The sequence below is a fragment of the Nonomuraea sp. NPDC050153 genome (assembly GCF_044460125.1).
Classification (GTDB): domain Bacteria; phylum Actinomycetota; class Actinomycetes; order Streptosporangiales; family Streptosporangiaceae; genus Nonomuraea.
This window is the reverse complement of sequence record NZ_JBITJQ010000027.1, coordinates 102,481-124,400: the sequence shown is the minus strand read 5'-3', so window position 1 is coordinate 124,400 and position 21,920 is coordinate 102,481. Positions and strand designations below refer to the sequence as shown.

25 protein-coding genes and 1 pseudogene are annotated in these 21,920 nt (G+C 69.2%); 18 read left to right on the top strand and 8 right to left on the bottom strand.

What is annotated here, in order from left to right; all coding sequences use genetic code 11:
• Window positions 1-588 precede the first annotated feature (588 nt).
• The 3 genes from ACIBQ1_RS44135 to ACIBQ1_RS44125 all read left to right on the top strand — a co-directional run bounded on the left by ACIBQ1_RS44135 (window position 589) and on the right by ACIBQ1_RS44125 (window position 4,644).
• Window positions 589-2,793: an ATP-dependent RecD-like DNA helicase gene (locus ACIBQ1_RS44135; RefSeq protein ID WP_397286826.1), complete on the top strand. Its 2,205-nt coding sequence runs from the start codon at window positions 589-591 to the stop codon at window positions 2,791-2,793.
• Window positions 2,794-2,914: 121 nt separating this feature from the next.
• The gene (locus ACIBQ1_RS44130; protein ID WP_397286824.1) at window positions 2,915-4,129 is read left to right on the top strand and encodes an Ig-like domain-containing protein; all 1,215 of its coding nucleotides are present in this window, start codon (window positions 2,915-2,917) and stop codon (window positions 4,127-4,129) included.
• Entirely contained in the window at window positions 4,126-4,644 is a 519-nt protein-coding gene (locus ACIBQ1_RS44125) for a GNAT family N-acetyltransferase (protein ID WP_397286822.1), read from the top strand. The genes ACIBQ1_RS44130 and ACIBQ1_RS44125 overlap by 4 nt, the downstream gene beginning before the upstream one ends.
• A gap of 11 nt (window positions 4,645-4,655) precedes the next feature.
• Here the strand turns inward: ACIBQ1_RS44125 and ACIBQ1_RS44120 are convergent, their stop codons facing one another.
• On the bottom strand, window positions 4,656-5,033 hold the full coding sequence (locus tag ACIBQ1_RS44120) for a DUF1801 domain-containing protein (RefSeq protein ID WP_397286820.1): 378 nt from the start codon (window positions 5,031-5,033) through the stop codon (window positions 4,656-4,658).
• A gap of 44 nt (window positions 5,034-5,077) precedes the next feature.
• Window positions 5,078-6,055 (bottom strand): radical SAM protein, encoded by a 978-nt coding sequence (locus ACIBQ1_RS44115; protein WP_397286818.1) that lies wholly within the window; start codon window positions 6,053-6,055, stop codon window positions 5,078-5,080.
• Window positions 6,056-6,163: 108 nt separating this feature from the next.
• Between ACIBQ1_RS44115 and ACIBQ1_RS44110 the strand changes: the two genes are divergently transcribed.
• The 5 genes from ACIBQ1_RS44110 (at window position 6,164) to ACIBQ1_RS44090 (ending at window position 8,511) form a co-directional block, all read left to right on the top strand.
• On the top strand, window positions 6,164-6,487 hold the full coding sequence (locus ACIBQ1_RS44110) for a DMT family transporter (protein WP_397286816.1): 324 nt from the start codon (window positions 6,164-6,166) through the stop codon (window positions 6,485-6,487).
• Complete coding sequence (locus ACIBQ1_RS44105) at window positions 6,484-7,137, top strand: TetR/AcrR family transcriptional regulator (RefSeq protein WP_397286814.1); 654 nt, start codon at window positions 6,484-6,486, stop codon at window positions 7,135-7,137. Before ACIBQ1_RS44110 ends, ACIBQ1_RS44105 begins: the two co-directional genes overlap by 4 nt.
• A gap of 20 nt (window positions 7,138-7,157) precedes the next feature.
• Entirely contained in the window at window positions 7,158-7,712 is a 555-nt protein-coding gene (locus tag ACIBQ1_RS44100; protein ID WP_397286812.1) for a GNAT family N-acetyltransferase, read from the top strand.
• Window positions 7,709-8,005, top strand: coding sequence for a DUF952 domain-containing protein (locus ACIBQ1_RS44095; RefSeq protein ID WP_397286810.1), 297 nt, complete (start codon window positions 7,709-7,711; stop codon window positions 8,003-8,005). Before ACIBQ1_RS44100 ends, ACIBQ1_RS44095 begins: the two co-directional genes overlap by 4 nt.
• Before the next feature lie 131 nt (window positions 8,006-8,136).
• Complete coding sequence (locus tag ACIBQ1_RS44090) at window positions 8,137-8,511, top strand: nuclear transport factor 2 family protein (protein WP_397286808.1); 375 nt, start codon at window positions 8,137-8,139, stop codon at window positions 8,509-8,511.
• Between the two features lie 62 nt (window positions 8,512-8,573).
• Here ACIBQ1_RS44090 and ACIBQ1_RS44085 read toward each other — a convergent pair whose 3' ends face one another.
• On the bottom strand, window positions 8,574-8,804 hold the full coding sequence (locus ACIBQ1_RS44085; protein WP_397286806.1) for a hypothetical protein: 231 nt from the start codon (window positions 8,802-8,804) through the stop codon (window positions 8,574-8,576).
• 429 nt (window positions 8,805-9,233) lie between these two features.
• Between ACIBQ1_RS44085 and ACIBQ1_RS44080 the strand changes: the two genes are divergently transcribed.
• The 5 genes from ACIBQ1_RS44080 to ACIBQ1_RS44060 all read left to right on the top strand — a co-directional run bounded on the left by ACIBQ1_RS44080 (window position 9,234) and on the right by ACIBQ1_RS44060 (window position 14,658).
• On the top strand, window positions 9,234-9,440 hold the full coding sequence (locus tag ACIBQ1_RS44080) for a hypothetical protein (protein ID WP_397286804.1): 207 nt from the start codon (window positions 9,234-9,236) through the stop codon (window positions 9,438-9,440).
• Between the two features lie 509 nt (window positions 9,441-9,949).
• The gene (locus ACIBQ1_RS44075) at window positions 9,950-11,665 is read left to right on the top strand and encodes an enoyl-CoA hydratase-related protein (RefSeq protein WP_397286802.1); all 1,716 of its coding nucleotides are present in this window, start codon (window positions 9,950-9,952) and stop codon (window positions 11,663-11,665) included.
• A 16-nt stretch (window positions 11,666-11,681) separates the two neighbouring features.
• The gene (locus tag ACIBQ1_RS44070; RefSeq protein ID WP_397286800.1) at window positions 11,682-13,211 is read left to right on the top strand and encodes a helix-turn-helix domain-containing protein; all 1,530 of its coding nucleotides are present in this window, start codon (window positions 11,682-11,684) and stop codon (window positions 13,209-13,211) included.
• A 121-nt stretch (window positions 13,212-13,332) separates the two neighbouring features.
• Window positions 13,333-14,337, top strand: coding sequence for a tyrosine-type recombinase/integrase (locus ACIBQ1_RS44065; protein WP_397286798.1), 1,005 nt, complete (start codon window positions 13,333-13,335; stop codon window positions 14,335-14,337).
• A gap of 69 nt (window positions 14,338-14,406) precedes the next feature.
• A complete protein-coding gene (locus ACIBQ1_RS44060; RefSeq protein ID WP_355385063.1) occupies window positions 14,407-14,658 on the top strand; it encodes a helix-turn-helix transcriptional regulator in 252 nt (83 codons plus the stop codon).
• A 482-nt stretch (window positions 14,659-15,140) separates the two neighbouring features.
• Here the strand turns inward: ACIBQ1_RS44060 and ACIBQ1_RS44055 are convergent, their stop codons facing one another.
• A complete protein-coding gene (locus ACIBQ1_RS44055; protein ID WP_397286796.1) occupies window positions 15,141-15,497 on the bottom strand; it encodes a hypothetical protein in 357 nt (118 codons plus the stop codon).
• 233 nt (window positions 15,498-15,730) lie between these two features.
• Here ACIBQ1_RS44055 and ACIBQ1_RS44050 point away from each other — a divergent pair, with 233 nt between their 5' ends.
• From ACIBQ1_RS44050 to ACIBQ1_RS44040, 3 genes and pseudogenes are all read left to right on the top strand, one after another.
• A complete protein-coding gene (locus ACIBQ1_RS44050) occupies window positions 15,731-16,228 on the top strand; it encodes a hypothetical protein (RefSeq protein ID WP_397286794.1) in 498 nt (165 codons plus the stop codon).
• A 423-nt stretch (window positions 16,229-16,651) separates the two neighbouring features.
• Window positions 16,652-17,137 (top strand): carboxymuconolactone decarboxylase family protein, encoded by a 486-nt coding sequence (locus tag ACIBQ1_RS44045; RefSeq protein ID WP_397286792.1) that lies wholly within the window; start codon window positions 16,652-16,654, stop codon window positions 17,135-17,137.
• A 181-nt stretch (window positions 17,138-17,318) separates the two neighbouring features.
• A pseudogene (locus tag ACIBQ1_RS44040) lies at window positions 17,319-17,611 on the top strand (VOC family protein); the annotation flags it as partial.
• On the opposite strand, the gene ACIBQ1_RS44035 reads toward ACIBQ1_RS44040, so the two are convergent.
• Window positions 17,580-18,266 (bottom strand): DUF998 domain-containing protein, encoded by a 687-nt coding sequence (locus ACIBQ1_RS44035; protein ID WP_397286790.1) that lies wholly within the window; start codon window positions 18,264-18,266, stop codon window positions 17,580-17,582. The pseudogene ACIBQ1_RS44040 and the gene ACIBQ1_RS44035 sit on opposite strands and share 32 nt — an antisense overlap.
• 121 nt (window positions 18,267-18,387) lie before the next feature.
• On the opposite strand from ACIBQ1_RS44035, the gene ACIBQ1_RS44030 reads away from it, so the two are divergent.
• Window positions 18,388-18,843, top strand: coding sequence for a GbsR/MarR family transcriptional regulator (locus ACIBQ1_RS44030; RefSeq protein ID WP_397286788.1), 456 nt, complete (start codon window positions 18,388-18,390; stop codon window positions 18,841-18,843).
• Window positions 18,840-20,012: an FAD-dependent monooxygenase gene (locus ACIBQ1_RS44025; protein ID WP_397286786.1), complete on the top strand. Its 1,173-nt coding sequence runs from the start codon at window positions 18,840-18,842 to the stop codon at window positions 20,010-20,012. Before ACIBQ1_RS44030 ends, ACIBQ1_RS44025 begins: the two co-directional genes overlap by 4 nt.
• A gap of 145 nt (window positions 20,013-20,157) precedes the next feature.
• Here ACIBQ1_RS44025 and ACIBQ1_RS44020 read toward each other — a convergent pair whose 3' ends face one another.
• The 3 genes from ACIBQ1_RS44020 to ACIBQ1_RS44010 all read right to left on the bottom strand — a co-directional run bounded on the left by ACIBQ1_RS44020 (window position 20,158) and on the right by ACIBQ1_RS44010 (window position 21,881).
• Complete coding sequence (locus ACIBQ1_RS44020) at window positions 20,158-21,294, bottom strand: NlpC/P60 family protein (RefSeq protein WP_397286784.1); 1,137 nt, start codon at window positions 21,292-21,294, stop codon at window positions 20,158-20,160.
• Window positions 21,291-21,596: a hypothetical protein gene (locus ACIBQ1_RS44015; RefSeq protein WP_397286782.1), complete on the bottom strand. Its 306-nt coding sequence runs from the start codon at window positions 21,594-21,596 to the stop codon at window positions 21,291-21,293. Before ACIBQ1_RS44015 ends, ACIBQ1_RS44020 begins: the two co-directional genes overlap by 4 nt.
• 99 nt (window positions 21,597-21,695) lie before the next feature.
• Window positions 21,696-21,881 (bottom strand): hypothetical protein, encoded by a 186-nt coding sequence (locus ACIBQ1_RS44010; RefSeq protein ID WP_397286780.1) that lies wholly within the window; start codon window positions 21,879-21,881, stop codon window positions 21,696-21,698.
• Window positions 21,882-21,920: the final 39 nt, after the last annotated feature.

The window sequence follows — 21,920 nt, the reverse complement described above, 5'->3', positions numbered from 1 at the left end:
TCCTGCGTCGTACCTCGCTGGTCTGCCGCAAGCGGGGTTCAGAAACACGGCTCGATGCCCTCTGGGGATTCCGGGCCCATGCAGAGGGGATGAACGGCGGACGCGTCGGCCGATACCGCGCCACGGCTGCCGCTGCCGGGGAACGCCGACCACCTCCTGGTGATCACCGTACTTGAGGGAAAGGGCCGCGAGCCTTGCGCTTATGGCTGCCGGGTTCAGGACCGTGCCTTACAGCGGCGGGAAAAGCGAAACGGATCTGGCGTGCGAGATTGCCAGCGAGATTAGTTCAGGCCGGCTTGCTGTCGCGCGCGAGCCCTACGGCGCTGCTCTCGGATGATGGCCGCCAACTCCTCGACAGAGCGGCCACCCGGAACGTACGCGGCACGGGCGGCCTCTTCGGGGGACAGGGCGTCTCGGCGAGGACTCGCCCGCCGGCAGCAAACGCTTCGTCACGGGTTCTCACGATCAACACCGTCTCACATCACCAATCGTGCGCCGTCCGGGCGCACAGCGCTTCCCGCGCGGCGCCCATGTCCGGCTATTCCTCTACTCTGGGCCCGGAAGCGGCTGCGGCGGGAGGATTGAACGGTGGGCGAAGGTGCAGATACTGTCATCACCACCGAACTTTCATGTGTTCTCGAACGCATCACCTATGCCAACGAGGAGACCGGCTACACCATCGCCCGCGTCGCCACCGAGCGCTCGGGCACCGACCTGCTCACCGTCGTCGGCCCGCTGCTCGGCGCGCAGGTCGGCGAGTCGCTGCGACTGCTCGGCCGCTGGAGCTCCCACCCCCGCTACGGCCGCCAGTTCGAGGTGCGCTCCTACACCACCGTCCTGCCCGCCACCGTCCAGGGCATCCGCCGCTACCTCGGCTCCGGCCTGATCAAGGGCATCGGCCCCAAGATGGCCGAACGCATCGTCGACCACTTCGGCACCGACACCCTCGACGTCATCGAACAGCAGCCCCAGCGCCTGGTCGAAGTGCCGGGCCTGGGACCCAAGCGGACCAAGATGATCGCCGCCGCCTGGGAGGAACAGAAGATCATCAAAGAGGTGATGATCTTCCTGCAGGGCGTCGGCGTGTCCACCTCCATCGCCGTGCGCATCTTCAAGCAGTACGGCGAATCGTCCATCTCCGTCGTCAAGACCCGCCCGTACCAGCTGGCCGACGACGTGTGGGGGATCGGCTTCAAGACCGCCGACACCATCGCCCAGGCCGTCGGCATCCCCCACGACAGCCCCGAACGCGTCAAAGCCGGCCTGCGCTACACCCTGTCGCAGGCCGCCGACGACGGCCACTGCTACCTGCCCGCCCCCAACCTCGCCGCCGACGCCGTCAAGATCCTCGAGGTGCCCGCCGACCTCGTCACCACCTGCCTGGAAGAGCTCATCGAAGCCGAAGGCGCCGTCCGCGAGCCCATCCCGGCCGGCGACAACGTCGTACCGGCGGTCTACCTGCCGCCCTTCCACCGCGCCGAGAACTCCCTGGCCTCCGGCCTGCTGTCCCTGCTGCGCTCCGGCCACGACCGGCTCAAAGCCTTCGCCGACGTCGACTGGGAACGCGCCGAGACCTGGCTGCACGCCCAGACCGGCGCCGAACTGGCCGCCGAGCAGCGCCAGGCCGTCCGCCTGGCCCTGACGGAGAAGGTCGCCGTCCTGACCGGCGGGCCCGGCTGCGGCAAGAGCTTCACCGTACGCTCCATCGTCCTGCTGGCCCGCGCCAAACGCGCCAAGGTCATCCTGGCCGCCCCCACCGGCCGCGCCGCCAAACGCCTGGCCGAGCTGACCGGCCACGAGGCCACCACCGTCCACCGCCTGCTGCAGCTGCGCCCCGGCGGCGATGCCACCTTCGACCGCGACAACCCCCTGGACGCCGACCTCGTCGTCGTCGACGAGGCCTCCATGCTCGACCTGCTGCTGGCCAACAAACTCGTCAAGGCCGTCGCGCCGGGCGCCCACCTGCTGTTCGTCGGCGACGTCGACCAGCTGCCCTCGGTCGGAGCCGGCGAGGTCCTCAAAGACCTGCTCGCCGCCGACGACATCCCCCGCGTGCGGCTGACGCAGATCTTCCGCCAGGCCCAGGAGTCCGGCGTCGTCGTCAACGCCCACCGCGTCAACACCGGCCACCACCCCATCCTGCAGGGCATGAGCGACTTCTTCCTGTTCCCCTGCGAGGAACCCGAGGAGATCGCCGCCCTGACCGTCGACGTCGTCGCCCGCCGCATCCCCCGCCGCTTCGGCCTCGACCCCCGCCGCGACATCCAGGTCCTGGCCCCCATGCACCGCGGCGCCGCCGGCGCCGGCGCCCTCAACACCGCCCTGCAGGAAGCCCTCACCCCCGCCCGCGACGGCATGCCCGAGCGCCGCTACGGCGGCCGCGTCTTCCGCATCGGCGACAAGATCACCCAGCTGCGCAACAACTACGACAAAGGCGCCGCCGGGGTGTTCAACGGCACCGTCGGCATCGTCACCGACATCCGGCCCGACGAGCACAAGCTCACCGTCGTCACCGACGAGGACGAAGCCGTCGACTACGCCTTCGACGAACTCGACGAGCTCGCCCACGCCTACGCCGTCTCCATCCACCGCTCCCAGGGCAGCGAATACCCCGCCGTCGTCGTCCCCCTGGCCACCAGCGCCTGGATGATGCTCCAGCGCAACCTGCTCTACACCGCCATCACCCGGGCCAAGAAACTCGTCGTCATCGTCGGCTCCCGGCGCGCCCTGGCCCAGGCCGTACGCACCAAGGGAGCCGGACGCCGGCACACCGGCCTCACCCACCGCCTCTGACGGACCCTTTCCCAGGCACAAGTGATTGAAATGTGACCGAACTATCCCAAATGATTCCTCGTCTTACATGCATCAGCATTAAGGTTTTTGAGGTGCGTTTGGTGCCGTGGGGGAAAGGACAGTGTTGAACGTTACGCCCGCTTGGAGGAAGCCCGCCACCGCAGTCGCGCTGCTCACCGCAGCCACACTGACGGCCTCATGCTCATCGGGCACCACCCCCGGCGGCGGCAGCGGGGGAGCGGGCGCGCCCGAAGCCACCACGACCGCCACCCCCCAGGCCCCCACCGTCAAGATCAGCCCCGCCAAGGGCAGCGGCAAGGTCAGCCCCGAGAAGAAGGTCGTCGTCACCGCCGCCGGCGGCGCCCTCGACAACGTCACCGTCGAGGCCTCGGGCGAACAGGTCGAGGGCAAATACAACGCCGACAAGACCAAATGGGTCTCCAAGACGGCGCTCAAGCCCTCCACCGACTACACCGTCAACGCCACCGCCGGCGCCACCACCGCCACCAGCACGTTCACCACCGCCAAACCCGAACGCGCGCTGCAGATCGCCGACGTGACCCCCCACGCCAAGGGCGAGACCATCGGCGTCGGCGCCCCCATCATCGTCACCTTCAACCAGCCCGTCACCAGCAAGGCCACCATCGAACGCGCGCTGGAAGTCGAAGCGGAAAAGCCCGTCGCCGGAGCCTGGCGCTGGATCAACGACACCGTCGCCATCTACCGCACCGCCAAATACTGGCCCGCCCACCAGAAGGTCACCCTCAACGCCAACATCACCGGCATCAAGGGCGGCGACGGCCTGTACGGGGTCAAGGACTACACCGCCACCCTCAAGATCGGCGCCAAGCAGATCAGCAAGGTCGACACCAAAAAGCACATGATGTACGTCTACAAAGACGGCAAACGCGTCCAAACCATGCGCATCAGCGCCGGCATGGCCACCACCCGCGAATACACCACCACCTCCGGCGTCCACCTCACCATGGAACGCGGCAACCCCGTCCGCATGATCTCCCCAGGCCGCAAAAAAGGCGACCCCGGCTACTACGACGTCATGATCGACCACGCCGTCCGCATCTCCAACTCCGGCGAATACGTCCACGCCAAGGACAACGTCTGGGCCCAAGGCGTCCGCAACGTCAGCCACGGCTGCCTCAACGCCCGCCCCGACCAGGCCAGATGGTTCTACGACAACTTCCAGCGCGGCGACGTCGTCGACATCACCGGCACCACCCGCCAACTCGAATGGAACAACGGCTGGGGCTTTTGGCAGCTGCCGTTCAAAGAGTGGAAAAAAGGCAGCGCCCTGAACAACACCAAGGCCCGAACATGACCCACCCCCGCACCCTGCCGCGCATCCGCGAAGGCCGCGACGGCGACGTCCCCATCGTCTTGGGCATGTTCGACAGCGCCGTCGCCTGGCTCACCGCCCAAGGACGCACCGGCCAATGGGGCAGCAGCCCCTTCACCGGCAACGACCGCCGCACCCGCCAGGTCACCGGCTGGCTCGAACTCGGCGGCATGCGCATCGCCGAACTCGACGACCAGCCCGCCGGCTGCATCGTCGTCGGCGGCGCCCACGACTACGTCACCCCCGCCACCGAACCCGAACTCTACATCCAGGCCCTGGTCACCGACCGCCGCCACCACGGCCACGGCATCGGCCGCGCCCTGCTCGATTGGGCCGCCGCCGAAGCCGCCGAACGGGGCGTCGGCCTGCTGCGCGTCGACTGCTACGCCGGCGACGACGGTCGCCTGGTCGCCTACTACGAAAACTGCGGCTTCACCCGCACCGCCCCGTTCACCGTGGGGGAGTGGCCCGGCATGCTCCTGCACCGCCGCATCTGACCCCCCAACCTCTAGCCTGATCGCGGCGTCAGCGCCGCCGACGCCGCGATCAACCGCCGCACCCCGGCCCGCGCCACATCCTCCACCCGCCGCACCTTGATGTGCCGCGCCGTCCTGCCCGTACCCTCCAGCAACCCCTCATCGTCGTGCGCCACCAGCTCCACACCCCGCCCGAACATGAGGTTCACATACGCCCCGTGCAACGCGATCGCCGTGACCACCCCCCGATACGTGCCAGGCTGAAACGTGTACGCGATCAGCCGCGCCGCCGGATCCACCTCCACCACCGCGTCCGGCACGACCTCCTCGATCACCGCCCGCGCCGCCACCGCCAGCTCCCGCACCCCCGGAGCACACCCCGCCAGCACCCGTTCGACCTGCTCGTCCATAGCGGCACCCTAACCCCAGCCGCGCCCGCCCCCGGGTGCCCGCCTCACACCAGCGCCAGCTGCGCCGCCCGCGGCCGCCGCGGCCCCGCCTGCGGCGCCCCACACCCCATCCCGTACATCTGGCACAACTGCGCGATCTGCCCCGTGATGCGCCCCTCATAATCCGGCGACGGCAACCCCGCCCGGTCGTACAACTCCTCATAGCGCCCCACCAGCTGCGGATGCGCCTGCTCCAGCCACTCCAGATACCACGCCCGCGTGCCCGGCGGCAGCCGCAACACCACCGGCTCCACCCCCCGCGCCCCCGCCGCGGCGATCCGCCGCACCGTCGCACCCAGCTGATCGGCCGCGTCACTGAGCAACGGCAGCACCGGCGCCATCAGCACCCGGCAGTCCACCCCCGCCTCCACCAGCGCCGAGACCAGCTCCAGCCGCGCCTGCGCCGTCGGCGCGCCCGGCTCCACCGCCCGCCGGATCCGCTCGTCCACGAACGCGATCGACACCGCCACCCGCGCCCCGGCCCGCGCCAGCAACTGCGCATCCCGCAGCACCAGCGCACTCTTGGTGTAAACGGTGAACGGCACCGCCGCCTGCGACAGCGCCCCGATCACCCCCGGCATCAGCCGATAGGTCTCCTCAGCCGCCTGATAACCGTCACCGCTGAGCCCCACCGCCAGCTCCTGGCCGTCCCAGCGCACCAGCTCCGCCCGCAACCTGGCCACCACGTTCGGCTTGACCACGATCCGCGTGTCGAAATCACGCCCGGCATCCAGCCCCAGCCGCCCATGACCCGCGCGGGCACCGCAACCGCGGCAGGCATGGGCGCAACCACGGTAGGGAGACACAGCCCACCGCTGGGCGATGCCCGCGGTCTGCGGCACCCGCTCGATCACCGTGCGGGCCTGCAACTCGTAGAAACCCTCACGCACCACCGCACGCCGCTCGATCAGCGGACGCTCATCGGCGGCCTCGTCGACAAGCGAAAGCGCGTCCCAACCCACACCCACCAATGGAACACGCATTCGACAGCCTTTTCAAGCAGTTCCGCACAACCGCACCCGCCACATGACCGGATCCGGCCCCGCCGATAAAATGGCACGCACGTACCACTTTTCGTCCGGGAGACCCCCATGCCCTGGCTCCTGCTCACCCTCGCCATCGCCACCGAAGTCCTGGCCACCACCGCACTCAAACTCAGCAACGGCCTGACCCACATCGGCTGGACCATCGCCGTCGCCGCCGGCTACATCACCTCCTTCGCCCTGCTGTCCCAAGCACTCAAACAACACCTCGACATGGGCACCGCCTACGCCGTCTGGGCCGGCGCCGGCACCGCCGCCATCGCCCTCATCGGCGCCGCCTTCATGGGCGAGACCCTCACCCCACTCAAGATCGGCGGTATCCTGCTCATCATCGGCGGCGTCGTAGTCCTCAACCTCGCAGGTGGCCATTGAACCCGCACCAGGACCACACCCCAGACACACCAGCAGGGGAGCGGCACCACCCACCCGCCAGCCAGCCCACCGCCCCACCCGCCGCCCCGCCCGCCGCACACGGCCCCATCCAGGCCCGCGGACGCCGCCGCCGCGCCACCCTCCTGACCGCCGCCGTCGACCTGCTCACCGAAGGCGGCTTCGCCGCCGTCACCCACCGAGCCGTCGCCCACCGCGCCAACCTCCCCCTGGCCGCCACCACCTACTACTTCACCTCCCGCGACCAACTCCTCGCCGAAGCCTTCGCCCAACTCGTCGAAACCGAACTCGCCACCACCCGCACCTGGATCACCGGCCACGGCCTGACCGCCCTCACCGACCAGATCGCCACCGCCGACCGCACCCGCCAACTCGGCCTCTGGGAGCTCTACGTCCACGCCGGCCGCGACCCCGTCCTCCAGCAGATCGCCCGCCGCTGGACAGACGGCTGCGCCCGCATCCTCGCCGAAACCCTCCACCTCCCCGAGACCGACACCCGCGTCCGCCTCCTCTACACCACCCTCAGCGCCCTCTGGCTCGAACAAGTCGTCGAACAGCGCCCCCTCGACGAAGCCCGCACCCTGCTCACCCTCGCCGTCACCACCGCGAAAAACGCATTGCCGCCCCCCTGACCACTCCCTACACTTCCTCCGTGCTCAAACCCCTCTACCCGATCACCACCGGCCGCCTCCTGCTGCGCCCCTTCACCCCCGACGACCTCGACGCCGTCCACGCCTACGAATCGCGCCCCGACGTCGCCCGCTACCTCTACTGGGAGCCCCGCGACCGCGACACCACCCGCGCCTTCCTCGACAAGAGGACCACCCGCACCACCCTCACCGACGAAGGCGACGCCATCGACCTGGCCATCACCCTGCGCCACACCGGCCACCTCATCGGCCAGACCCTGCTCATCTGGACCAGCAGACAACACCGCCAAGGCGAGATCGGCTACATCCTCCACCCCGACCACCACGGCCACGGCTACGCCCCCGAAGCCGCCCGCGAAATGCTCCGCCTCGGCTTCCACGACCTCGACCTGCACCGCATCACCGGCCGCCTCGACGCCCGCAACACCGCCTCCGCCCGCGTCCTGGAAAAACTCCACATGCGCCGCGAAGCCACCCTCATCGACAACGAATACGTCAAAGGCGAATGGACCACCGAAGCCGTCTACGCCATCCTCCGCACCGAATGGACCCCATGACCGGCCTCATCCACCACCTCGCCCTGCGCACCGACTGGGACGACGCCCAGAAAGCGGGGGAGTACCGCATCTCCACCCTCGGCCGCACCCTCGACGAGATCGGCTTCATCCACTGCAGCCGCGACCTGACCCAGCTACGCGGCGTCCACACCGCCTTCTACGCCCACCTCACCGAACCCCTGCTCATCCTCGACATCGACCCCACCGACCTCGACATCCGCATCGAGAACGGCTTCCCCCACCTGTACGGGCCGCTGCCCATCACCGCCGTCACCGCCGTACACCCCTGGTAACCGGCAGGGGAGCAGCACACCACGGGGGAGCGGACCCCCACCTCAGCCCACCCACCCGCACAAAACCGGCCTCACACTCAGACCGCGCAAACCCCCACCCGCACGCCCCGGCCACCCGCACAATGATCCCCATGGACACCCGAACGGCCGCCCAACGCTTCGCCGACACCTGGCAACGCGGCTGGACCCACCACGACACCGCCGCGATCCTCACCCTCTACCGCGACGACGCCGTCCACACCAGCATGCCCTTCCGCCCCCCACACCAGGGCAAACACGCCATCGCCGACTACATCCAATGGTCGTTCACCGGCGAAACCGCCCCCCACGTCACCTTCGCCACCCCCATCGTCGACGGAGACACGGCCGCCATCGAATTCCGGGTCCACGCCCACGACAACGGCCGCCCCATCACCCTCGCCGGCTGCGTCCTGGCCCGCTTCGACCCCGACGGCCTCGCCATCGAGACCCGCGACTACTGGCACACCACCGACGGCCACCCATAACCCCGACCAGGCCACCGGCCACCCGCCACGAACCCCCCGCGAAACCGATCACCCCACAGCGATCAGCGCACCACCCGCAACGGCGTCACAACCTGCCGCACCGGCGCCGCAGGCGCCACCGGCACCGGCTCCACAGCCGGCTGCGGCCGCACCACCTGCTGGGCCACCTGCTGCGTCTGCTGCTGGGCCTGCTCCTCAGCACGCCGCTCGGCGCACCCGCCCGCGCAATAACCGTTCGTCAGAACGAGGCGCGCCCGCAGCGCCGTGTACGCCTCCTTACCCGTCGCGGGCACGACCCCCTGACACACCGGGCATAACACCGACTGGCTCCCCACGTGCTGCTCCTCTCGCGGCGCGAATAGCAGGACTTCCACTGTAAAACCACACCTCGCGTCAAGGACAGCGAATCCACAGAACGTCAAACTCTCCGTAAGCGCCCAGGGGAGCCCGCCCGACCCTCGCGCCGCACCCCGAAACCCCCGCTCAACCCCCGGAACCGGCCCCCGCCGCACCACCCGTGACCCCGCCGCGCCACCGGGAAAAAAATCCCATCAAACCCACCGGCCCCACCCGCCGAGGGGAGCGGTACACTCCTCCCGGAAACGGCTACTTGACATAATGTTCATTATCAAGCAACTGGCATGAACCGTCCGCGCCCGGGCAGGCGCCACACCATGCCTGCCCTGGAGATCACAACCCCCGGTCTCGTCTCACTCACAGCCGTGATCACCGCCCTGGCCATCTGGCTGATCATCATGGCCGCCCGGCTGACCCGGCACCCGCGCAACCGGCCCGGCGTCAGCGCCGGCCTCGTCGATCAGGCCCGCGAGCTCAAAGCGCTCGGCCGGCTGCAGGAAGCCGTCTTCCTGGTGCGCGGTGAGACCGGCATGAGCCAGCGCGCCGCCGCGCGCTTCGTCGACCGTTTGTGACCCCTCCCCACCCCGAACCCGAAAAATCATCCCATACCGAACAGAAGCTGAATTCTGTTTGGTATGGGATATGAGGTAGCAAACGGCACCTAAAGGGACGCGAGCCCTCAGACGCCCGCCGCGCCCCACGCCGACGCGCGCCCGCCCCCGACGGGGCCGCCACGGGCCGGTCATACCGGGACGGCACGTTCGCGAATTGCCGGCGAATGCGGCCCACTCCCCCGGGTTGGAGCTCCCGGATAGGGGTTTCGGTTGTGCTGTGACGCGTGGTTATGCGCCCATCACAGCGGATGTTTCGGGCAAAGCAGGTCAATTAGGGCTGGTCACGGCGGGTTTTTGTCAGGAAGCGTCACCAGGAGTGGACGATCCGTGTCAGCATCAAAGGTATGTATGGGCCATATGGGGCTGTCTTAAATGCGCGGGGCCGGAGGTAACGCCCCTCCCGCCGAGCGGTCCCCTTTCGCCCCTGAACTCCGTGTCGTTCTCGTTGCCTGGAAAGAAGTCCCCCGTTGCGTATCTTGCTGCTGTGCTCCTCCTTCAACGGCCTGACCCAGCGTTGCTGGCTGGAGCTGCGCCGGGCCGGTCATGACGTCGCCGTCGAGCTGGCCGTCTCGGAGCGGGCGATGGTGGAGGCGGCCGAGCTGGCCAAGCCGGATCTGGTGATCTGCCCGTTTTTGAAGGAGCGGGTGCCTGAGCAGCTGTGGCGGACGCATCGTACGGTGATCATTCATCCGGGTCCGCCCGGGGATCGGGGGCCGTCGTCGCTGGATTGGGCGATTTTGGAGGCCGTGCCCGAGTGGGGGGTGACGGCGTTGCAGGCGGTGGAGGAGATGGACGCGGGTCCGATCTGGGGGTATCGGACGTTCGCGATGCCGTCCGGGGGTTCTTCGGGGGTGCCGCGTAAGTCGGCGTTGTACAACGGGCCGGTGGCCGATGCGGCGGTGGAGTTGGTGGCGGAGGTGGCGGTGAAGGCGGCGGACGCGTCGTTCTCGCCGGAGCCGCTGGATTACCGTTCGCCGGAGGTGCGGGGGCGGTTGCGGCGGGCGATGCGGCACGGTGATCGGGAGTTTTCGTGGGAGGAGTCCACGGAGGAGATCGTGAGGCGGGTGCGGGCGGCTGATGGTGCGCCTGGTGGGCGGTCGCAGTTGTGTGAGGTGGCGGTGCGGGTGTTCGACGTGTACCGGGGTCCGGAGCTTGGGGGGCGGCCGGGTGAGGTGGCGGCGCGGCGTGAGGGTGCGGTGCTGGTGAACACCGGTGACGGGTCGGTGTGGGTGGGGCATGTGCGGTTGGAGCAGGAGGGGGCGGTCAAGCTTCCGGCGACGTTGGCGCTGGGTGATCGGGTGGCTTCGGCGCCGGAGCGTCCGGGGTACAGCGAGATCACGTATGACCGTAGTGACGGTGTGGGGGTGGTGAGTTTCGACTTCTACAACGGGGCGATGTCGACGGATCAGTGTCGGCGGTTGTCCTCGGCGTTGCGGTATGCGGTGGCGCAGGACACGAAGGTGCTGGTGGTGCGGGGTGGGGAGGCGTTTTCCAATGGCATTCATCTGAATGTGATCGAGGCGTCGCGGCATCCGGAGTTGGAGGCGTGGGCGAACATCAATGCGATCAACGCGGTGTGCCGGGAGATCGTGGGGTGTACGGGTCAGCTGGTGGTGACCTCGATCGGGGGGAATGCGGGTGCCGGTGGGGTGATGATGGGTCTGGGGGCGGATCGGGTGATCATCCGGGATTCGGTGGTGTTGAATCCGCATTACCGGACGATGGGGTTGTTCGGGAGTGAGTACTGGACGTATGTGCTGCCGCGGCGGGTGGGGGCGGAGGCGGCGCGGCGGTTGACGCGGCAGGCGTTGCCGGTGGGTGCCGTCGAGGCGGTGGAGTTGGGGTTGGCGGATCGGATGCTGGGGGGTTCGCGGCTGGACTTCGAGCGTCGGGTGCTGGAGTACGCGGAGCGGCTGGCGGTGGATCCGGGTTATGATCGGCTGCTTGCCGGTCGGCGGCAGGTTCGGGAGGTGGATGAGCGGCGTAAGCCGTTGGATGCTTTCCGGGCGGAGGAGTTGGCCGAGATGAGCCGGGACATGTTCGAGGATCGGCGTGAGTTCCGGGCGGCGCGGCGGGCGTTCGTGCACAAGGTGCGGGCGGAGGCGACTCCGGAGCATTTGGTGCGTCTTGGTGAGTTGTCCGGTGTGTCGGCGCCTGCTGGGGCTGGTGCATCTCATATGTGAGATATGGTCTCGTGTTGTGTCAGATGATTACCTTGTACGGATCGGCCGGTTGATCCGGGATGCGCGACAGCATCGTGGTTGGACGCAGCTGCAGCTGGCGGACGCTCTGGCGACGTCGCAGAGCGCGGTCAACCGGATCGAGCGCGGCAACCAGAACATCAGTCTTGAGATGATCGCCCGGATCGGTGAGGCGCTCGACAGTGAGATCGTCTCGCTGGGGTATGCGGGGCCGATGCATCTGCGGGTGGTGGGCGGTCGCCGGTTGTCGGGCAGCATCGATGTCAAGACCTCGAAGAACGCGTGTGTGGCGTTGTTGTGCGCGTCGTTGCTGAACTCGGGGCGGACGATCCTGCGCAAGGTGGCGCGGATCGAGGAGGTCTACCGGATCCTGGAGGTGCTGGCCTCGATCGGGGTGCGGGCGCGGTGGATCAACGAGGGCAGCGATCTGGAGATCGTTCCTCCGGCCCGGCTGGAGCTGGAGGCGATGGACACGGAGGCGGCGCGCCGTACCAGGAGCGTGATCATGTTCCTGGGGCCGTTGATGCATCGTACGGAGCAGTTCCAGATCCCCTATGCGGGGGGTTGTGATCTGGGGACGCGTACGGTGCAGCCGCACATGTCGGCGCTGAAGCATTTCGGGCTGGACATCACGGCGACGGGCGGGTTCTATCACGCGCGGGTGGATCGGGGGGCGGCGCCGTCGCGGCCGATCGTGTTGACCGAGCGGGGTGACACGGTGACGGAGAACGCGCTGCTGGCGGCGGCGCGGCACGACGGGGTGACGGTGATCCGTAACGCCTCCTCCAACTACATGGTGCAGGATCTGTGCTTCTTCCTGGAGGAGCTCGGGGTGCGGGTGGAGGGGGTGGGGACGACGACGTTGACGGTGCACGGTCTGGCGGACATCGAGCGGGATGTCGACTACTCCCCCTCTGAGGATCCGGTGGAGGCGATGAGCCTGCTGGCGGCGGCGGTGGTGACGTCGTCGGAGCTGACGATCTGCCGGGTGCCGGTGGAGTTCCTGGAGATCGAGCTGGCGGTGCTGGAGGAGATGGGCCTCGACTGTGATCGGGGCGGGGAGTACGCGGCGGCCAACGGTCGTACGCGGCTGGTGGATCTGACGGTGCGGCCCTCGAAGCTGGTCTCCCCCATCGACAAGATCCATCCGATGCCGTTCCCGGGGCTGAACATCGACAATGTGCCGTTCTTCGCGGCCATCGCGGCCTCGGCGCAGGGTTCGACGTTGATCCATGACTGGGTCTACGACAACCGGGCGATCTATCTGACGGAGCTGACGCGGCTGGGGGCGTCGGTGAAGCTGCTGGATCCGCATCGGGTGCTGGTGGAGGGGCCGACGCGGTGGCGTAGCGCGGAGATGATGTGCCCGCCGGCGTTGCGGCCGGCGGTGGTGGTGCTGCTGGCGATGATGGCGGCGGAGGGCACGTCGGTGCTGCGGAACGTGTACGTGATCAACCGCGGGTATGAGGATCTGGCTGAGCGGTTGAACGCGTTGGGGGCGCGTATCGAGACCTTCCGCGACATCTAGGCCCACGGGCCCGGCCTCCCGGGCTCGTGTCCGGGTGCGCTGCTCTGCGGCGGGTGTTTCTGTCGGTGGGGGCCGCTACCGTCGTGCTTGGGTGTTCGTGGCGCGAGGGAAGGGGTGGCCGGTGCGGCCTGCGGAGCTCGACCGGTTGACGGTGGCGGAGGCGGGTGACCGCTATGTGGAGCTGGTGCGGGCCAGGACGGTGACGGGGGCGTTGTCGCCGTCGACGGCCGAGGTGTATGCGCGGGATGTGGCGACGCTGGTGGAGTTGGCCGGCGGGGATGTGGTGCTGGACGATCTGACGGGCGCTGATGTGGATGCGCTGTTGTTGGCGTTCGCCCGGCGGCCTGATGGGCGGCTGCGTGCTCCGAGCGGGGGGCAGTCGCCGTCGTCGCAGGCGCGGTTTCGGCGCTCGATCTCGGCGTTGTTCAAGCATGCGACGCTGGCGGGGTGGGTGCAGCTCAATCCGATGACGGCCTCGACGGTGACGTCGAAGGAGCGTGGGGGGTTGCGTCCGCAGCGGCGGGCGTTGACGCGGGAGCAGGCGCAGGGGTTGATCGGGGCGGCGCGCACGCTGGGGGATGCTCCCCCGCCGGAGGGTAAGCGGCGGGATCAGCGTACGGAGTTGCGTGATGCGGTGATCGTGCTGTTGTTGTCGACGGTGGGGCCGCGGGTGTCGGAGTTGGTGCGGGCGAATGTGGAGGATTTCTTCACCAACGACGGGGTGCGCTATTGGCGGATCTTCGGCAAGGGCGGGCGGACGCGGGATGTGCCGTTGCCGGATGACGTGGCCAGGGTGTTGCAGGAGTATCTGGCGCAGGGGCGGCCGGCGGTGGCCGACAAGGCGTTGCTGTTGTCGTGGCGGGGGCGGCGGCTGGCGCGGGGGGATGTGCAGGCGGTGATCGATCGGGTGCAGCAGCGGGTGGATCCCGATCAGCGGCGTTCGGTGACGCCGCACGGGTTGCGGCATACGACGGCGACGCATCTGCTGGCCGATGCGGTGGACATGGATGCGGTGCGGCGGGTGCTGGGGCACAGTGATCTGTCGACGCTCGGGCGGTATCGAGATGAGCTGCCGGGTGAGCTGGAGGTGGCGATGCGTGCTCATCCGCTGTTGCGTGGCCGGTGAGGGCGGGGGCCCACCTTCTGGCGGGATAACAATACCGGTATTTGTATCCCTGGGTATAGAGTGGGTGTCATGGTAAGACCTCCGCTGACCCCCGAGGAGCGGCTGCGTGGCGAGCAGCTCGGCTTGGTGCTGCGCCGGGCCCGTGGCGAGCGCAGCATCGTCGAGGTCGCCGCCGCGGCGGGGATGTCGGCCGAGACCCTGCGCAAGATCGAGACCGGCAGGATCGCCACACCGGCGTTCTTCACGATCGCCGCTCTGGCCGACGTGCTCGGCATCCCGCTCGACCACCTGGCCACGCGCTCCACCCCCGCCGCCACCTGAGCCGGGGGGTTCAGTGGTGTAGGGCGGTCTGCCCCTTCATGCGCCTCCCCGGGGTCGCGCACGGCGTACAGGCCGGTGACCGATCCGCCGTCGAGGCGTGCGGCGATGACGGCGTCGCGCTCGCCATCGCGCTCGCCCTCGAGCCGGACGATCAGCGCCGGGCAGCCGTTGCCCTGGGCCGGCTCCAGCGAGGCCGCGGCGCCGAACCTGCTCGGGCCCGGCGGCCAGGGGCCACCGTCTCGGCTCCCACGATGGGCGCGAGCGCGGCCTGCACGACTCCCCCGGCCTCGCCCAGGAGAGGACGTCAGGGGCGAGGATGCCGAGCAGGCGTCGCGGATCGCCCGACTCGACGGCCGACCGGGGCGGCCGGATCATCGGAGCCCTGCCGCCCGCGACCGCAGCAGCGGTCTGACCGTCCGAAGTGCGTACCTGCAGTCTTCAGGCACGCCCGGTTGCGGTTGGCGGATCCGAGCCGGTGTCCTTCATCGGCGTGCTGAGCGTTCGGGGCCTCGGCGCCCGCGCAGCAGTCGGCCGCCGAGCAGGACCGCGCAGGACCCGACGGTCAGCAGCCCGCCGGCGAGGAAGGTGCTCCGTACACCGGCGAGCGGCAGGACCAGTCCCCCAAGCGCGGCGCCGGCCGCGATGCCGGCGTTGTAGGCGCCGGAGTTCGCTGCGAGGGCGATGTCCGTGCGGCCCGGGGCGCAGTGCAGCATCGCGTTCTGCGTGGTCATGAACACCGGGTCGAGAGCGCCGCCCATCAACACCAGGAACAGCACCGCCGCCACCGGATGAGCGCCGAACGCGTACAGGCCGAGCATGCCCACCGCCTGCGTGGCCACGGCGCCGGCCAGCGCGGACTGCGGAAAGAGGAAGGGTCTGTGCGGCGGCGTACAGGCAGGGCCGCCTCCGCCTCGAGATCGAGATGGACCTTTCTACCCTCCATGGGTTGAGGATAGGGCCTGCCGTCGACGATCGGGCGGGCCTTGAGAGACAACCGCGTGGAACGCGATGGAACGCAGAAAGGGAAGAACTATCAGCAACTCCGGGCCGCCCCGGCTGAAGGAGCCATCCCATGAGCGCTATCAACCGTTCCCCGATCCGCAGGCTGGCGATTGTCTTATCGGCCGCGGCCACCACCGCCGTCTTCCTGGCGAATCCCGCCTCGGCCGAGCCGAATCCCGTCAACGTGTGCAACAGCGGCAGCGGCTTCGTCATGTGGTTCAGCCTCGACCGGATACAACTCGGCGGGGACATCAACGTCCACCTCGGCATCGACGTGGCCATGAGCCGCGAGGAGGCCCAGGCCATCATCGATCATCCCGGCGAGGAGTTCTCCGCCAAGGTCATCGGCCAGGACCCCGCCTTCGACAACAGCCTGGTGTCGGTGCCGGTCACCTGGAGTACCGCAGGGGACAACGGACTCTCGGCCGAGTTCGACATGGTGGCGACCTGGAGCCAGCTCAATGAGGACGACGGCTACATCGACGACCTGTTCGGCCGCATCGTGCTGACCAAGCCCAACGGCCAGAAGCGCACCTTCAACTCCACCACCATCCACGGCTACTACTGATCGCGGCCGCGCCGCCGGAGGTGTACGAGGCCACGCTCGCGCCCCCGCGAGCGACTGGCTGGATACCGACCATCCGACGACGCCAATGATGGGCGGCCCCGACCACTCCGACACCCTGATCTTCTGCGACGACATCGCCGGCGCCTGCCGGTCGGCGAGGATGAACACCAGGTTGCGGTGCACGCGTCCAGGCCTCCACCGCCAGCGCGCCTCGGGTGTGTCCATCGTCGGGTCCTGTCCGGCGGCTCCCACCGTGTCACACGCACGAGATGCCGCTCCCCTGCGCCCTGTGACACCTGTGGCGGGTGGCGCACGTCACATCCGCGCGCTGTCACAGGGCCCGGGTCGCCGGCATCTTCATGGTCGTCAAAGGCCGCGCGGACGATCCGCGCGGCACGTTGTTCCGTGAGTGAGGACGAAGTCATGGGACCCCGTTTCGACCTGTTCGCCAACGAGCTCGGCGCCAAGATCGGCAAGCGGTTCGCCGGTGTGAGCCTGGCGATCGAGCAGTCGTCGCTGTCCAAGAGCACGGTGGAGCTGGTGAACCTGCGCGTCAGCCAGATCAACGGCTGCGGTTTCTGCGTGGACTTCCACACCAAGGAGCTCGCGGTCGCCGGGGAGAGCGCGGTGCGCGTCAACCTGGTGGCCGCCTGGCGTGAGTCGACCGTGTTCACCGATGCCGAGCGGGCCGTGCTGGCGTTCGCCGAGGAGGGCACCCGGCTGGCCGACGCCCACACCGGCGTGTCGGATGATACCTGGGCCCGGGTGCGTGAGCACTACGACGACGACCAGGTGGCCGCGCTGGTCTACCTGGTCGCCATGATCAACGCGGCCAACCGGCTCGGCGTGATCGTAGGCAACCCGGGAGGCTCCTACGAGCCCGGCATGTTCGCGAACCTGTCGAGCTGATCGGCAGGCGATCCCCGGCCCGGCTTTACTTGGCCTGGGCCGGGGATCGCGCACCTTCCGCCCGGGATGGGCCCCGGCCCCGGAGCGGGGTTCGGGCCCTTCGCCGTGTCGGCCGCCGTGTCGCGGCCCGGGCCGGTTGAGGATTGGTTGCGTGCGGTTGGTGCCCGGTGGGGTGCCGATCATGGCCTGCCGCATTTCCGAGCTCGTGATCGATTGCCGGGATCCGCAACGGCTGGCGGCGTTCTGGTGCGAGGTGCTGGGTTTCGTCGTGCTCGGCACCGACGACGACGGCGCGGTGGAGATCGGACCGTGGGAAGGTCCGGCGGATCGCAGCCGGCTCTGGTCTTCAGCCCCACCACCGAGCCCAAGGCGGGCAAGCTGCGGCCGCACATCGACGTCAACGCCACCGACCGCGATCAGGACGCCGAACTCGAACGCCTCCTTAAGCTCGGGGCGCGCCGGGCCGATGTGGGGTGCCGGTAGGAAACGTGTCGGTTGGGCGGCGCAGCGGCTCTGTGGCGACGGCGATGATCCAGCAGAACCCTGCCAGCAGGGCGAGGTGCTCGAGCAGACCAGCCGGAGCGGGTCGCCAGATGCCGAGCGTGTCGAGGCGGTAGGCGATGCCGGCGGCGAAGGCGAAGATGATGACGAGAGAACCTGAGGTGCGCAGGTAGCGGGCCCAGGCGCGGCTGGAGGCGCCCAAGCGTCGGGCGAGGACGAAGGCGGCGCCGCTGAGGCCCGCGAACAGGGCGAGCCCGGCCGCCTGGTGGACGCCTCCGGCGGGGGTGATGCCTTCCGGCTGTCCGGGCGGGTAGCCGAGGGCGGGGTCGGTGGGCACCAACCCGGCCACGGCCAGGCCGACGGCTGCGGTGGCGATGAGGGCGGGTCCCCAGGTGGCGCCGCGGCCGACGCGCAGGGCCCGTCGCAGGCCGATGGCGAACAGGCCCAGAAGCAGGGCGCCGAGCAGGAAGTTGGCGGTCTGCAGCCAGGCGCGCTCGCCCGTGCCGAGCTGGCTGGCGCCGTGGTGCCACAGGCTGTAGCCGGGGCGGGTGGCGCCGTCGGCCCACAGCACTACCGGAACCAGGACACCGGCGGCCAGGCCGCAGCGCAGCAGCCATGGGGTGGACATAGGGAAGCCCTCCTTGTTCTCCGCGACGTGCGTCGCGGGCCGACCAGACTTCCCGGCTCACCATCTTGTTGGATACACGGACTTTAGCTCATACTGAAACTCGAGAAAAGAGGGGGTTCGTGTGGCCGATGACGAACAACTGCTGGAATGGGCCGAGCAGGTCGCCATGCACCTGGCACGCGATGGCGTGCCACCGATCGCCGGGCGGATCCTGGGCTGGCTGATGGTCTGCGACCCGCCGGAGCAGTCGGCCGGCCAGATCAGCGCCGCCATCGGCGCCAGCCGCGCGTCTTTGACCATGAACCTGCGGCTGCTGACCGGCATGGGCTTCCTCACCTGGAGGACCCGGCCGGGCGATCGCACCATGTACTACCGGATGGCCGACGACGCCTGGCAGGCGGTGGTGCGACAGCAGGTGGCGGGGATCGCCTCGTTCCTCGACATCACCCGCCAGGGCCTCGATCTGCTCGGCCCCGACGACGAACGGGCCGCACGCGTCCGCCAGGCGCACGCCACCTTCGCGTGGATGGCCAAGGTGTTCGAACAGGCCCCACCGCTGGACAAGGAGGATTCATGACCGGCCACGCGATCGTGATCGGGGGCGGCATCGGCGGTCTGGCCGCCGCCGTCGCCCTGCGCCGCATCGGCTGGCAGGTGGATGTGCTGGAGCGCGTGCCCGCCTTCGGCGAGGTGGGCGCCGGCTTGTCGCAATCGCCCAACGCGATGCGCGCCCTGGCCGAACTCGGCCTGGCCGAACAGGCCGAAGCCGCGAGCATGCCGACCTGGGCCACCCACGCCATGCGCCTGCCGTCAGGCCGCCACCTGATGCGCGCCCCCACCGGCCAGAACCCGCCGCTGCGCGCCTTCCGCCGCGCCGCCCTGCATCGGCTGCTCCGCCAGGCACTGCCCGAAGACGTGGTGCACACCGGCGTCGAGGTCACCGGCCTGGCCCAGAACTGCGAGAAGGTGACCGTCACCCACACCGCCGGCCGGCAGGACGCCGACCTGGCCATCGGCGCCGACGGCATCCACAGCCTCACCCGCCGCCTGCTGTGGCCGCAGGCCCCCGGCCCGCGTTTCCTCGGCTACACCGCCTGGCTCGGTCTGGCCGACACCTCCGTCCCGGTGAACGGCAGCATGACCCTGGGCCGTGGCTGCTACTTCCTCATCCACCCCGTCGCGCCGGGCCAGGTCTACTGGGCGCTGGGCACCACCGCCGACCAGAGCGGCGTCCGCTTCGACGACGAACTGGAACAAGTGCGCCGGCGCGTCGCCGGCTGGCACGACCCGATCCCCGCCCTCCTGGAAGCCACGCCGCCCGAACAGGTCGCCCACCTCGACATCCACGATCTGCCCGATCTGCCGGCCTACACCAGCGGCCGGATCGCCCTGCTCGGCGACGCCGCCCACGCCATGAGCCCTGATCGCGGACAAGGCGCCGGCCAATCGATCGAAGACGCCGTCGTCCTGGCCGCCACCCTCGCCGGCAACGCTCCCGTACCCGCGGCGCTGGACGCCTACGATACCCAGCGCCGGCCCCGCACCCAGGCCACCGCCCGCAACGCCCGCCAGGCCGGCCTTCAAGTGATCAACGCCGGGTCGACCACCCACGCCCTGACCGCTCTCGCCCTCCGGCTCACCCCCTCAACGCTGTGGGCGCGCCTGGCTCCCCGCACACTCGGCCCCCTGTGGGACTGGACACCCCCGACCCTGCCGGTAACGCCTGACGCGCTCCCCCATAGCTGAGCCGCCGAGCCACCCCGAAGGCCGAGCCACCCCGAACCGCCGGAAAACCTTCGCGCGCTCCGGCCCTCGCGAAGCTGCGCCGCCAAGTCCAGCAGGTGGCGCAGCGAGCGAGGGGCGTACGGTCAGGTCAGGTGCGACTTCGGGGTCAGCTCGTTCCCGGCCGGGTGAAGCCCATGGGGGTGCGGCTGTAGGGGGCGATCTTGACCTCGGAGCCCGGTCTGGGCGCGTGGATCATCGTGCCCTTCTCGGGGTCGAGCACGATGCCCACATGGTCAGCGGTGCCGTCGCCGTTGTTGTCGAAGAAGACCAGGTCCCCGGCCTGCACATTGCCCTCGGGAATGCGCGGCCCGCGCAGCCACTGGTCGTGGGCGACACGGGGGATGGAGGTCCCCGCGGACTCGTACGCGCGCAGGGTCAGCCCGGAGCAGTCGAAGGAGCCGGGCCCTGTCGCTCCCCACACGTAAGGGTCGCCGAGCTGCTTGAGGGCGTAGTCGATGACGGACTGGGCGCGAGGATTGGGCGCCAGGCTGTGGGCGTTCGGCGGGACGGCCAGCGAAGGCGCGCCCCCGCCCCCGCCTGCGCTGCCGCCGCCTGCCCCGTTGCTGCCGTTCCCGATGCCGCCGCTGGTGGTCGGCGCGCCGTCGCCGTTGTAGGACGCCAGTTGTGTCTTCGGGGTGTGGGGCCGGAAGTCCGGGTCGGGGATCCAGCTCGTCCCGGACTTGTTGCCCGGGACGAAGTCCTGATCGCCGGGAGCGGGGATGCCGGTGAAGAACCGCACATCGCCGAGGTGCTTGCCGATCTCATTCGTGGCCTGGCCGAGGGCCTCGCCCGCCTTGTCCGTGTGCACCTTGGCCCGTTCGAGGGCGTTGGACACCTGGGACCTGATGCTCGTCATCGAGATCGTCGTGCTGTCTGGGTCGCCGCGCTGCTCGTCCAGCCAGGCGCGTTTTTCCCGGTAGAGGGCCTGGACCTCGCCCTTGGCCGTCTCAAGGGCCGTACCGGCGGCATCCAGCTTGCCGGCGCAGCTGGTCAGGGCCTCGCTCAGGGCCGTACCGGACTCGGGATATCTGGCCATGTACTTGGCGAAGTTCTCGGCGGCGACGCCGCTCCAGGCGCTGTCGACCCTGTTGGCCGCGCGTTTGATGACGCCGCTCTCCGTGGTCAGGTCGCCGGCCAGGGTTCGCCATTGTCCCGAGATCTTGGAGATCTGGGCCTGGTCGCCGCTCAGGCTGTCGATGACGCGCTGGATGGGGTTGAGGTACTGGTCCCAGATGTCCGTCACACCTGCTCCGTCCGGGGAACGGTGGGGAGGTCGGCCTTGCGGACGTTGTCGACGACCCGGTGGATGGCCGCCTCGACCTTGATCAGGTTCTGCTGGGCATGGCGTATCTCGGCGTCGATCTTCACCTCGAAGTCGTTGACGGCCTTGGTGAGCTTGCTGGAAAGGTCCTCCAGGTCGCCGAAGCAGGAGGTGCTGACGCTCGTGGGACCATCCTCGGCCGCGCCCTTGAACTGGTTCGCGACTCCCTTGGCCTTGGTGGCGCACTCCTCGAGCGTGTCGAAGTAGATCTCAAACCCTGCCACGTGAGTCACGCCTCTACTGTCAGATCAACATCAATCGCCCGACAATCTAACACCCTTGACCTTTTGTCCGGCCGCGTCTTCGGGGGCCGGGTGTCGTGGTCAGAGCTCTTCGCGCACGCTGCCGTCGATGACGAGTTCGGAGCCGTTGATGTCGGGCGCCTTCCCGGAGGCCGGGAACAGCACCACGGCGGCGATCTCGCGTGGTTCGGTGATGTGGGACGGGCCCAAGACGGTGGGCAGGGAAACGGCGATGATCGCCTCCTCGTGCCCGGCTGGGCTGGTCACCTACCGGCGTCAAGGGCGTGTCGTCCGTTACCGGCCGGC